Annotated in this window: 12 protein-coding genes; 6 read left to right on the forward strand and 6 right to left on the reverse strand. The window is 70.9% G+C overall.

Annotated elements, in window-relative coordinates; genetic code table 11:
* The first annotated feature begins 58 nt into the window (after positions 1-58).
* From sph to ACFYL4_RS01205, 3 genes are all read left to right on the forward strand, one after another.
* Positions 59-1,024, forward strand: coding sequence for a sphingomyelin phosphodiesterase (sph, locus tag ACFYL4_RS01195; RefSeq protein WP_387515484.1), 966 nt, complete (start codon positions 59-61; stop codon positions 1,022-1,024).
* A gap of 64 nt (positions 1,025-1,088) precedes the next feature.
* Entirely contained in the window at positions 1,089-1,316 is a 228-nt protein-coding gene (locus ACFYL4_RS01200; protein ID WP_357766534.1) for a hypothetical protein, read from the forward strand.
* A complete protein-coding gene (locus ACFYL4_RS01205; protein ID WP_387515486.1) occupies positions 1,313-1,606 on the forward strand; it encodes a hypothetical protein in 294 nt (97 codons plus the stop codon). The genes ACFYL4_RS01200 and ACFYL4_RS01205 overlap by 4 nt, the downstream gene beginning before the upstream one ends.
* Before the next feature lie 163 nt (positions 1,607-1,769).
* Here the strand turns inward: ACFYL4_RS01205 and ACFYL4_RS01210 are convergent, their stop codons facing one another.
* From ACFYL4_RS01210 to recO, 4 genes are all read right to left on the reverse strand, one after another.
* Positions 1,770-2,606, reverse strand: a complete 837-nt coding sequence (locus ACFYL4_RS01210) for an SGNH/GDSL hydrolase family protein (protein WP_357766528.1) — start codon at positions 2,604-2,606, stop codon at positions 1,770-1,772.
* A 119-nt stretch (positions 2,607-2,725) separates the two neighbouring features.
* Positions 2,726-3,487 carry an SGNH/GDSL hydrolase family protein gene (locus ACFYL4_RS01215; RefSeq protein ID WP_387515965.1) on the reverse strand — a complete coding sequence of 254 codons (762 nt, stop codon included), beginning with the start codon at positions 3,485-3,487 and terminating at the stop codon, positions 2,726-2,728.
* A gap of 47 nt (positions 3,488-3,534) precedes the next feature.
* Complete coding sequence (locus ACFYL4_RS01220; protein ID WP_357766525.1) at positions 3,535-4,362, reverse strand: isoprenyl transferase; 828 nt, start codon at positions 4,360-4,362, stop codon at positions 3,535-3,537.
* Entirely contained in the window at positions 4,359-5,090 is a 732-nt protein-coding gene (gene recO, locus ACFYL4_RS01225) for a DNA repair protein RecO (protein ID WP_387515488.1), read from the reverse strand. Before recO ends, ACFYL4_RS01220 begins: the two co-directional genes overlap by 4 nt.
* Positions 5,091-5,496: 406 nt before the next feature.
* Between recO and ACFYL4_RS01230 the strand changes: the two genes are divergently transcribed.
* A complete protein-coding gene (locus ACFYL4_RS01230; RefSeq protein WP_387515490.1) occupies positions 5,497-6,237 on the forward strand; it encodes a CAP domain-containing protein in 741 nt (246 codons plus the stop codon).
* Positions 6,238-6,246: 9 nt separating this feature from the next.
* Here the strand turns inward: ACFYL4_RS01230 and ACFYL4_RS01235 are convergent, their stop codons facing one another.
* Positions 6,247-6,840: a dihydrofolate reductase family protein gene (locus tag ACFYL4_RS01235; protein ID WP_387515492.1), complete on the reverse strand. Its 594-nt coding sequence runs from the start codon at positions 6,838-6,840 to the stop codon at positions 6,247-6,249.
* Positions 6,841-6,915: 75 nt separating this feature from the next.
* On the opposite strand from ACFYL4_RS01235, the gene ACFYL4_RS01240 reads away from it, so the two are divergent.
* Positions 6,916-7,548, forward strand: coding sequence for a TetR/AcrR family transcriptional regulator C-terminal domain-containing protein (locus ACFYL4_RS01240; RefSeq protein ID WP_387515494.1), 633 nt, complete (start codon positions 6,916-6,918; stop codon positions 7,546-7,548).
* Between the two features lie 235 nt (positions 7,549-7,783).
* Here the strand turns inward: ACFYL4_RS01240 and leuA are convergent, their stop codons facing one another.
* Positions 7,784-9,484, reverse strand: coding sequence for a 2-isopropylmalate synthase (gene leuA / locus ACFYL4_RS01245; protein WP_387515496.1), 1,701 nt, complete (start codon positions 9,482-9,484; stop codon positions 7,784-7,786).
* Between the two features lie 715 nt (positions 9,485-10,199).
* Here leuA and ACFYL4_RS01250 point away from each other — a divergent pair.
* The gene (locus ACFYL4_RS01250) at positions 10,200-11,462 is read left to right on the forward strand and encodes a M14 family metallopeptidase (RefSeq protein ID WP_387515498.1); all 1,263 of its coding nucleotides are present in this window, start codon (positions 10,200-10,202) and stop codon (positions 11,460-11,462) included.
* The last annotated feature ends 69 nt before the right edge of the window (positions 11,463-11,531 follow it).

Below are 11,531 nucleotides of genomic sequence, written 5' to 3' on the forward strand. Positions count from 1 at the left end.
CCCGGTGGTTACCGGCTGGTAGCCCAGTCGTGTCGTGCGTGGGCCATGCTGTGCCCTCGTGTACAGACGAACCACGGCCGCGCTGCTGACCGCGCTGCTGATCTCCCCGCTCCCGTCCGTCTCCCCCGCCGCGGCCCAGGAGGGCCCGGCCGACCCCCGCATCGTCACCCACAACGCCTTCTTCCTGCCCAAGGCCCTCTACCCCAACTGGGGACAGGACGTCCGCGCCGACCTGACCGTCCGGGACGGCGTCCTGTCCGGCCAGGACGTGGTCGTCCTCCAGGAGCTCTTCGAGAACTCCAGCGCCGACCGCCTGCGCGCCGGGCTCGCGGAGGAGTACCCGCACGGCACGCCCGTCGTGGGCCGCTCCAGGTCCGGCTGGGACCTCACCACGGGCTTCCGCGGAGAGACCGTCACCAACGGCGGCGTGAGCGTGCACAGCGTCTGGCCGGTCGTCCGGGCCGAGCAGCACGTCTACACCCGCGCCTGCGGAGCCGACTGGTTCTCCAACAAGGGCTTCGCCTACGTCGTGCTCGACACCCCCGACGGGCTCCTGCACGTGGTGGGCACCCACATGCAGGCCGAGGACGGCGCCTGCGGGACCGGCGAGGACGCGCGGATCAGGGAGTCCCAGCTGGACCAGATCGTCGCGCTGCTGGACTCCAAGGAAATCCCCGACGACGAGCGGATCTACGTGGCGGGCGACCTGAACATCGTCGGCGGCGGCGCCGAATGGGAGTCGGCCGTCGAGCGGCTGGGCGCCGTGGCGCCCGTTCACACCGGGGGGACGGCCTCCTGGGACCCCTCGGGCAACTCGATCGCCGCCCACGACTACGCGGGCTGGGACCCCCAGCAGCTGGACCACGTGCTGCCGATCCGCAACGGCGCGGCCCCGGAGTCCTACGTCAACGAGACCCGGGCGGTCAAGAGCGAACCCTGGACGGTACGCTCCTGGGGCCGCTCGTACACCTACGACGACTACTCGGACCACTACCCGGTGTTCGGTTCCACCCCGCGCCCCTGACCCCCGGCGGGAAGGCACCCTCGACAGGCCCCCTCCCCCTGGGGGAATCTGGGAAGGAACACTGTTGGGCGACTGGACGAAGCATCCGAAGAAGGAGGGCGAGGAGGCGCTCCGGCAGATCGCCGAGCTGGGCTGGAGGATCGAGGACCCGCCCACCTACTACACGATCAAGTGCCCCTGCGGTGCGCACCAGCGCCAGGTGCACCTGTCCCCCTCCAACCCCCACTACTGGACGCAGACCGTACGCTTCGTGAGACGGGTGTGCCCGCCCGAACGGCAGGAGGACGTGTGAGCGTGAGGACCGCCACCCAGCTGTCCCTTCAGTTCCGCCTGGGCTCCGTTCCCGGGACCACCCCGGCGCAGGTCCACGCGCACGGGGAGGCCGTGATGCGGGAGCTGCTCGACCTCGAGCGGCACAACCCCGACTTCACCGACTCCACCGTGAGCACCGACGCCCTGGAGGGCACGGTCACCGTGGAGATCCTGGTGTTGGACGAGGGCGACCCGCTGCGGGTGCTGCACCGGGCCCTGGACCTGGTCCGCACCGCGATCCACGCGGCGGGCGGCGCCACCCCGGGCTGACCGGTCGAGGACCGTCCGAGCCGGGTGAACATGGCCGCCGCCCAGGACCTGGTCACCGCCACCTGAGCGCGCGGCGGGCCCCCGCCGCGCGACGCGGCGGGGCCCTACCGGTGCGCACGGGCGGCCCCGGGGCACGGCCCCGAAGGCCGCCGGGGGAGCCGGGTCAGCGGCCGTCCCGAGACGGTTCGCACCGCTCCAGCGTGGGACGTTTGGGATGCACCCCGTCGCCTGAGGACCGGCCCGTGAGGCGGCGGTGAATCCACGGCACCAGGAACTCCCGGGCCCAGTGCAGGTCCTCCTGGCGCGCGCTGCGCCAGTCCCGGGGCTCCGGCGGCGGCCAGGGCTGGTTCCAGTCGGCGTCCACCGGGACGTCCAGCACCTCGCACACCCGAAGGGCCAGCCTGCGGTGGCCCTCGGAGGACAGGTGGAGGCGGTCCCAGTTCCAGGCGCGCTCGTCGGAGAACACCTTCATGCTCCACACGTCGACGACGTCGCAGCCGTACCGGTCGGCGACGGCGCGCATGTGCATGTTGTAGGTGGCGATCTTGCCGCGCAGGTGGCGCATGACCGGCTGCCAGTTGGTGTCGAAGCCGGTGAAGATGACCACCCGGGCGCCGGTGGAGCGCAGGTCGGCCACCATCGACTCGAAGATCGCGACGACCTGGTCGGGGTCGCTGCCGGGGCGGATGATGTCGTTGCCGCCCGCGCACAGGGTGACCAGGTCGGGCTTCATCTCGACCGCGCGCGGGACCTGCTCGTCGCGGATCTGCGCGATGAGGCGCCCCCGCACGGCGAGGTTGGCGTAGCGGACCTCGGACACGTGGTCGGCGAGGTGCTCGGCCACGCGGTCCGCCCAGCCCCGGTAACGGCCGTGGGGCACGCTGTCGCTGTCGGGGTAGGGGTCGCTCATGCCCTCGGAGAAGCTGTCCCCGAGGGCGACGTAGGACAGGATGTCCTTGCTTTTCAGGTCACCGGGAGAACCGGTCGGCACACCGCTCATGGTGTTCGATGATGCAACTCCACGCCATGGTTACGCGACAGTAGGTTGCGGTTTCCACGCGTTTTGGGGCGGAGCTCACACCATGGACGGGGTGCCCGCGACGGTGACGGCGACGCGCCTCAGCGGTCCCTGGTGAGCGGGGTGAGCTCGGGGCGCTTGGCGGTCACGGTGTCGCCCGAGGACCTTCCGGTGAGGCGGCGGCCGATCCACGGTCCCAGCGACTCCCTCACCCAGTGCAGGTCCTCGCGGCGGGCCTCGGACCAGCTCACCGGCTCCGCCTCCGGCCACGGCTCGTCCCAGCGCTCCGCGGTGGGTACCCCCAGGACCTCGGCCACGCGCAGTGCCAGGCGGCGGTGGCCCTCCGGTGACATGTGGAGCCGGTCCTCGTCCCAGGCGCGGGGGTCGGTGAGCACGTCCATGGACCACTGGTCGACCAGGAGGCAGTCGTACCGGTCGGCGATCGCGCGCACGTTCAGGTAGTAGCGCGCGAACAGCCCGATCGTGCCGCGCATGTAACCCGAGGAGACGTTGACGCCGGTGAAGAGCACGACCCGGCTGCCCCGCCCGGTCAGACGCGACACCGTGTGGTCGAGGATCTTCGCCAGGCGCTCGGGGTCGCCGGCGGGACGCAGCAGGTCGTTGCCGCCCGCGCACAGGGTGACCACGTCGGGCGCCATCTCCAGCGCGGGCGGCAGCTGGTCGGTGACGATCTGCCGGATCAGCTTGCCGCGCACGGCCAGGTTGGCGTACGCGATCTCGCCCACGTGGTCGGCCAGGTGCTGGGCCAGCCGGTCCGCCCACCCCCGGAAGGCACCCTCGCCCTGGGGATAGGGGTCGCCGACCCCCTCGGTGAAGCTGTCCCCGATCGCGACCAGGGACATCCCCTCCCGGACCAGCGCGGACTCCGACCGTTCCTCGGACTGTTCGGTCACTTCTCCTCCTCGGTCACGGGGTTGGGCACGGCTCCGCCGTAGCGGCGGTCCCGCCGCGCGTAGATCTCGCAGGCCCGCCACAGGTCGCGGCGGTCGAAGTCCGGCCAGAGCGTCTCCAGGAAGACGAACTCGGCGTAGGCGGACTGCCAGAGGAGGAAGTTCGACAGCCGCTGCTCGCCGGAGGAGCGCACGAACAGGTCCACCGGCGGGACGTCGGGGGCGTACAGGTGCTGGGAGAGGGTGTCCTCGGTGATCTTCTCCGGCGAGATGCGCCCTTCGGCGGCCTGGCGGGCCAGCTCACGGGCGGCGTCGACGATCTCGGCCTGCCCGCCGTAGTTCACGCAGAACTGGAGGGTGAGCCGGGTGTTGTCCCGGGTCATCTCCTCCGCGTCCCTGAGTTCCTTGATGACGCTCTTCCAGAGCATCCCCGAACGTCCGGCCCACTTGACCCGCACCCCGCGCGCGTGGAGCTCGTCACGGCGGTTGCGGATGGTGTCGCGGTTGAAGCCGAGGAGGAAGCGCACCTCGTCGGGCGAGCGCTTCCAGTTCTCCGTGGAGAACGCGTAGGCGGACAGGTTCGGGATGCCCATCTCCAGGGCGCCCTCGATCACGTCGAAGAGCGAGGACTCACCGGCCCTGTGCCCCTCGGTACGCGCCAGACCGCGTTCCTTCGCCCAACGACCGTTGCCGTCCATGACCACGGCCACGTGGCGCGGCACCAGGTCGGCGGGGACCTCCGGGGGGCGGGCCCCGCTCGGGTGCGGGACGGGCGGGGTGTGGTCCGGCTCGCGCCGTCTACCGTTGTCGAAGCTGAACAGACTCAAGAACGCTCCACATGGCGCAGTGATCGGATTCCGTTTTCCAGGTGCCACTGTAGGTAGGCCGCGACCAGCCCGCTGCACTCGGAGCGCTGCCTGCCGTCGCTGGCGTCCGCGCTGTCCCAGTCGCCCCCCAGCAGCGCCGACATGAGCCGGAGCGTGTCGGGCGCGGGGTGCGTGGAACCGTGGGGACGGCACACCGAGCAGACCATACCTCCGGCGTGCACCGCGAACGCACGGTGCTCCCCCCTGCTCCCGCAGCGGGCGCACTCGGTGAGGGCGGGGGCGTACCCGGCCACCGCCAGGGAACGCAGCAGGTAGGCGTCCAGGACCAGCCGGGAGTCGTGGCTCCCCTCGCCCAGGGTACGCAGGGCACCGATGAGCAGCAGGAACTGGCGCAGGGCCGGGTCCTTCTCCACGGCCACGATCTTCTCCGCGGTCTCCAGCATGGCGGTGGCGGCGGTGTAGCGGGAGTAGTCGGAGACCACCGCGGCACCGTAGGAGCGCACGGTCTCGGCCTGGGTGATGACGTCGAGGGTGCGTCCGGTGTGCAGCTGGAGGTCGACGTGCGTGCACGGCTCCAGCCGGGCGCCGAAGCGCGACTTGGTGCGGCGCACGCCCTTGCCGACGGCGCGGACCAACCCGGTGCGGCGGGTCAGGAGGGTGACGATGCGGTCGGCCTCGCCCAGCTTCTGGTTGCGCAGGACGACGCCCTCGTCGCGGTAGAGACTCACCCTCCCATTGTCGCGGATGGCGCCGACCGTCCCGTGTCGCGGGGGGCGGGGCCGTCGCGGTTCGACCTCCCGGCAGCGCACGACGCGCACCACCCTGAGCTGGTTTATTACGGTTTGGATTCCCTTTTCCCGACATTTGCTCTACTCTCACGCGCTAGGGCCAGACGGTTTCGGTCCCGCCGCCCTGCCCTCGCGGCCCCGTCGACCGTGACCGTAATCCGGGCCCCACCGTCCTCGGACGGCCCCACGGGCCCGCCGCGTCCGGACGCCCGGACGGTGGCCCGAGCATTCCCCAACCCGGTACGGAAGGCAGAGCGATATGGCGCGAGGTCGTCGAGGCAGGCGCGGGACAGGCGCTCGCGAACGGCGCTCGAACCGCGGTGCGCGGCGCGGGACGGTTCCGGTCGTGGCCGCGATGGTGGCGGTCCCGGTGGGGCTGACCCTGGCCGGAGCACTCGTGCTCTCCGGGCTCGTCGACCCCGCCGACCCCGCCGAGGGCACGAACGCCGCCGACGCGCGCGGCGGCGCCGGAAGCACGGTGGGCGACGCGGCCAACGCCCCCGGCACGGACACCGGGGACGACTTCTTCTCCGAGCCCACGGGCTCCCCCGAGAGCACCGGCCCCCGGGGCGACGGGGGTCCCCGGACCAGCACCGTCACCGCGTCCTCCTCCGCCGAGGAGTCCGAGGAGGCCGACTCCGACCAGGACACGGGAGGTGACGGCGGTTCCGGGAGTTCCGGCGGCGGTGGCGGGAACGGCGACGGCGGCGCGTCCGCCGGAGGGCCCCGGAGCTCGGCCGTGGTGACCATCGTCAACAGCGAGCGCGCCGCCAACGGCTGCGGTCCGCTGCGCGTGGACTCCCAGCTCACCGCTGCCGCCCAGGAGCACAGCGAGGACATGGCCGCCCGCGACTACATGTCCCACGACAACCCCGAGGGCGAGGGCCCCGGGGACCGGGCCGAGCGGCACGGCTACGGCTCCTGGGGCGCGGAGAACGTCGCCAAGGGTCAGACCAGCGCCGAACAGGTCATGGACGCGTGGATGAACAGCCCGGGGCACCGGGCCAACATCCTCAACTGCGACCTGGTGGCGATCGGGGTCGGTGAATCCGGCAACGCCTGGACACAGAAGTTCGGCTTCGAGTAGCCCTCCCCGCTATCCCGGGGGGCGGACCGGGTGGTACCGGAAGTTCACCTCGGCCGCGGGCTCGCCGTTGACGAGCCTGAGCGGTACGGGCGAGCCGCCGGGGTTGTCGAAGAGCCGGACACCGTCGCCGAGCAGCACCGGCAGGACGTGCACGTCGATCTCGTCGATCAGACCGCGCTGGAGGAGCTGACGGCCGATGGTCGGCGAGAGCACCTCGACGTTCTTCCCGTCCGCCGCCCGCCGAGCCGTCTCCAGGGCCTCGGCCACGTCGCAGTCGAGGAAGGTGACGCCTTCGGCGGGCTCGGCGTCCTCGGGGTGGTGGGTGAGGACGAAGATCGGCCCGCTCCAGGCGCCGCCGTACACCGCGCCCGGGTCGGGGAAGAGGTCCCATCCGACGCGGCCGCCGAGAACGGCTCCGGTCGTGGCGACGTACTCGTCCAGCAGACCCGGCCGGTTGGTCGCCGCCGGCATCCAGTCCATGCCGTGGCCGGGTCCGGCGACGAACCCGTCCAAAGACATGGAGAAGTGCCACAGGGCCTTGCCCGCGGCGGTCTGCGGATCGGTGTCCCGCATGGCCGACTCCCTTCCCTTGAGGTGAGTCATCCGACTCACCTCAACGAACATACCCGCCCCCTGGATGGTGAGTCAACCGACTCACCTCCATGGCATCATGGACCCATGTCACGAGAACCCTCCGCCTACCACCGGCGGATCGCCGAGGCCAACCGTGGGGCGATCCTCGACGCGGCCACCGACCTGTTCCTCGAACTGGGCTACGACCGGACCTCTCTGGCGCGCGTGGCCTCGGGCGCCGGGGTCTCCAAGGCGACCCTGTTCAAGCAGTTTCCGACCAAGGCGGAACTCTTCGAGGCGGCCGTGCTCGCCGCGGGGGACGCGCCCGGCCGCGAGATCGCGGACCCGCCGACCGGTGACCTCCACGCGGGCCTGGTCCGTCTCGGCCTCGCGTACGCGGAGCTCTTGTCCCGCCCCCGCGTGAGGGGTCTGATGCGGGCCGTGATCGCCGAGTCACCGAGGTTTCCGGAACTGCGCGAGCGGACCTTCGACTTCGGCACGCTCCCCGTACTCGCCGCGCTGCGGCGCTACCTCCGGGCGGGAAACGACGCGGGAACCGCACGCGTCGACGACCCGGACACGGCCGCGCCCCAGTTCCTCGGCATGATCGCCACGGTCGTCTTCTGGCCCCGCCTGGTCCACGGCGACTGGTCGCTCGGCGAGGAGGAGACACTACGGGTGGTGGACGAGGCGGCCAGGACGATGGTCGCGCGCTACGGCACGGCCGGGAGCGCCTGACGCTCACGGAGCACCCGCCCGGAGCCCGGGCTTGGCACGGCACCGGATCTCGCGGGCCGCACCCGGCCGGGTGCGGCCCGTGCTCGCCCAGGCGAGGGTGCGGGCGTGTTCCGGCCGGTTTCCCGGCCGGAAGGAAGGAAACCGGAACGGGGCCCGCGACGCGTGTCGCGGGCCCCGTCCTCCCAGTGCCGGGGAAGGTCCGGGCGCCCTGTGCCGGGGGCGCCCGGTGGTGGCCTCAGGCGCGGCCGATGGCGCTGCACACGGCCTTCAGCGAGGCCGTCGTGATGCTGCTGTGGATGCCGACGCCCCACACGACCCTGCCGTCGATCTCGGCCTCCACGTAGGCGGCCGCCCTCGCGTTGCCGTCCTCGCCCATGGAGTGCTCGACGTAGTCGATGACCCGGACCTTGACGTCCACGTCGGCCAGGGCGTCGCCGAACGCGGAGATCGGGCCGTTGCCGGTGCCCCTCAGCTCACGGATCTCCCCGTTGACTCGGGCGTCGGCGTGAATCGTGTAGGTGCCGTCCTCCGCGGTGCTGGAGCGGTGAGCCAGGACCGCCACCGGGCCGCTCTCGTCCAGGTAGGTCTGCGAGAAGACCTCCCAGATCCTCTCCGCCGGGAACTCGCCGCCCTCGGCGTCCATGAATCCCTGGATGACCTGGGAGAACTCGATCTGCAGACGGCGCGGCAGGTCCAGTGCGTGGTCCCGCTGCATGACGTAGGAGACCCCGCCCTTGCCGGACTGGCTGTTGACGCGGATGACCGCCTCGTAGGTGCGGCCGACGTCCTTGGGGTCGATGGGCAGGTAGGGGACGTCCCACGGGTGGTCGTCGACCGGAGTCCCGGCCTCGTCGGCCCGGGCGCGCAGGTCCGCGAAACCCTTCTTGATGGCGTCCTGGTGGGAGCCGGAGAAAGCGGTGTACACCAGGTCGCCGCCGTAGGGGTGGCGGGGGGCGACCGGCAGCTGGGTGCAGTGCTCGACGGTGCGGCGGATCTCGTCGATCCGTGAGAAGTCGATCTTGGGGTCGACGCCCTGGCTGAACAGGTTCATGCCCAGGGTCACCAGGCAGACGTTGCCGGTGCGCTCGCCGTGGCCGAACAGGCAGCCCTCGACGCGGTCGGCTCCGGCCATCACCGCCAGCTCGGCGGAGGCCACGCCGGTGCCGCGGTCGTTGTGCGGGTGCACGGACAGGACCACGTGCTCGCGCCGCGACAGGTTGCGGCTCATCCACTCGATCTGGTCGGCGTACACGTTGGGCGTGGAGCGCTCGACCGTGGCGGGCAGGTTCAGGATGATCTCGCGGCCCGGACCCGGCTGCCAGACGTCCATGACGGCCTCGCAGACCTCCAGGGCGAAGTCCAGTTCGGTGTCGACGAAGATCTCCGGCGAGTACTGGTAGCCGAAGTACTCGGTCTCGCCCAGGTACTGCTCGGCGAAGCGCATCACGTGACGGGTGCCCTGGACGGCGATGTCCTTGCAGGCCTCGCGGTCGACGCGGAAGACCACGCGGCGGAAGGTGGGCGCCGTGGCGTTGTACAGGTGCACGGTGGAGCGCCTGGCGCCGACCAGGCTCTGCACGGTGCGCTCGATCAGGTCCTCGCGGGCCTGGGTCAGGACGGAGATCTGGACGTCGTCGGGGATCAGGTCGTCCTCGATCAGCGACCGGACGAAGTCGAAGTCGGTCTGGCTGGCGGAGGGGAAGCCGACCTCGATCTCCTTGTAGCCCATGCGGACCAGCAGTTGGAAGATCTCGTGTTTGCGGGCGGAGTCCATGGGCTCGATCAGCGCCTGGTTGCCGTCACGCAGGTCGGTGGACAGCCAGCGCGGAGCCTCGGTGACGGACGTGGCGGGCCAGGTGCGGTCCGGCAGGTCCACCGACTGGAACGGCTGGTAGCGGTGGAACGGCATGGGGCTGGTCTTCTGCTGCGGCACCATTGCGGTGTGGCTCCTCGGGAAGTGTGTGGCGCGTGATGTCGTGGTCGACACGGCAAGCCGAAGTCCCGCGGCGAGGGGCCGACCTTCTAACGATCCCCGCCGCGGCCACTAAGAAGAAGGAGCTCGCGCAGCATAACGATCGTCACGCTAGCAGACGGGCGACGGATTCTGGTACCTGACGTCCACATGTTGGGACCGACCCTGTCTGAACTGGGACGCGGTGACCGCTGTCCGGCGCTTCGAGTCGATCCTCAAATTCAGGTACCTCGACTTCAAGATACAGCCGGGAGCGGCTACCCTGGTGGAGAACCCTTCAGTGCTAGGGGGGTCATACGGAGTCCGTCGGCGGGACCCAGGGTGCGGCCAACACCCGAGGACCCGGTCGGCTGGTGAGCCCAGTCGCCGCAGGGCCGGTACCGCCGGCGGACCTCCTTCTCCTCGCGTCCGCCCGCGCCCCGGGACCGGGCGCTTTCTCATTCCCTCCTCCCCCACCCGCACCGCGCGGGGAACCCGGTACCCGCGTGGCCACATGCGGACACGGAGAGCGAGCGGACCGTGACACGAAAAGCGGGCTTCACGTGGAAGGGCGACCAAACCAGACGATCCCGCACCCCTGCGGCCCACGGCCGCCCACATTGACAGTTCGGGGCGCCCCGATCTCCAATATCGCCACATATCCGCATCCGAAGCCTCACCCCCGCTCAACGGAGGCATCGTGTCCCTCACCCCCGTCAGAAGAACACTCGTCCCGGTCGCCTCGGGAGCCCTGCTCCTCGGCCTGCTCTCCCCCGGCGGCGCGACCGCCGAACCCGCCCACGACCTGTACGAGGTCACCGGCGTCAGCACCGCCGAGGAACGCTCCCTGATCGCCGCCTCCGGTGTGGCCATCGACCACGTCGGCGCGGACTCGGTCCTGGTCACCGGTTCGGTGCGCGACATGGCCGAGCTGGACGGCCTCGGCTTCACCGCCGAGCCCTACGCCCTCCCCCAGGCCTTCGCCAACCCCGACCCCGGCTACACCACCTACCCGGAGCTGCTGGAGATCGTCGACGACCTGGTCGCCGCCCACCCCGACATCGCCGCCAAGGAGGTGTACGGGCAGTCCCACGAGGGCCGGGACCTGGTCGCGGTGAAGATCAGCGACAACGTCTCCGTGGACGAGGACCAGCCGGAGGTGCTCTTCACCCACTCCCAGCACGCCCGCGAGCACCTGACCGTCGAGATGGCGGTCTACCTCATGCGCCTGCTCACGGACGGGTACGGCGAGGACGAGCGCGTGACCGGCCTGGTCGACAGCCGGGAGATCTGGATACTGCCGAACGTCAACCCGGACGGCAGCGAGTACGACATGGCGGGCGACACCTGGCGCGACTGGCGCAAGAACCGCTCGCCCAACGAGGGCTCGTCGGCGATCGGCACCGACCTCAACCGGAACTGGGCCTACAACTGGGGCTGCTGCAACGGCTCCTCCGGCGACCCGAGCAGCATCACCTACCGGGGCGACTCCGCCGAGTCCGCCCCCGAGGTCCGGGCCGTCGCCGACTTCGTCCGCGGCCGGGTGGTGGACGGTGAGCAGCAGATCACCAGCGCCATCGACTTCCACACCTACAGCGAACTCATCCTGTGGCCCTTCGGGTACACCTACGACGAGGTCACCGACGGCATGACCCGCGAGGAGTACGACACCCACCGCGCCCTGGGCGAGTACATGGCCGAGGCCAACGGCTACACGCCCCAGCAGTCCAGTGACCTCTACGTCACGGACGGGTCCATCAACGACTGGCTCTGGGCCGACCAGGGAATCGTGAACTACACGTACGAGATGTACCCGAAGTCGCCCCTGGACGGCGGCTTCTACCCGCCCTCCTCGGTGATCGACCGCGAGACCGCCCGCAACGAGGAGGCCGTGCTGCGCCTGCTCGACTACGCGGACTGCCCGTACCGGATCATCGGCGAGGAGGAGGCGTACTGCTCCTGACCCGCGCCCGGCCCACCGGACACCGGTTCCGGCCGACGAACCGCCCCCTTGTGGATGCCGCGATAAGGT

This window comes from Nocardiopsis sp. NPDC006938, assembly GCF_042869555.1.
Lineage (GTDB): Bacteria > Actinomycetota > Actinomycetes > Streptosporangiales > Streptosporangiaceae > Nocardiopsis.

Excerpts from the sequence above, each read along its gene's own strand:
- ACFYL4_RS01240 (WP_387515494.1), top strand. The coding sequence starts at position 6,916 with ATGTCACGAGAACCCTCCGCCTACCACCGGCGGATCGCCGAGGCCAAC.
- ACFYL4_RS01210 (WP_357766528.1), bottom strand. The coding sequence starts at position 2,606 with ATGAGCGGTGTGCCGACCGGTTCTCCCGGTGACCTGAAAAGCAAGGAC.
- ACFYL4_RS01235 (WP_387515492.1), bottom strand. The coding sequence starts at position 6,840 with ATGACTCACCTCAAGGGAAGGGAGTCGGCCATGCGGGACACCGATCCG.
- leuA (WP_387515496.1), bottom strand. The coding sequence starts at position 9,484 with ATGGTGCCGCAGCAGAAGACCAGCCCCATGCCGTTCCACCGCTACCAG.
- ACFYL4_RS01215 (WP_387515965.1), bottom strand. The coding sequence starts at position 3,487 with ATGTCCCTGGTCGCGATCGGGGACAGCTTCACCGAGGGGGTCGGCGAC.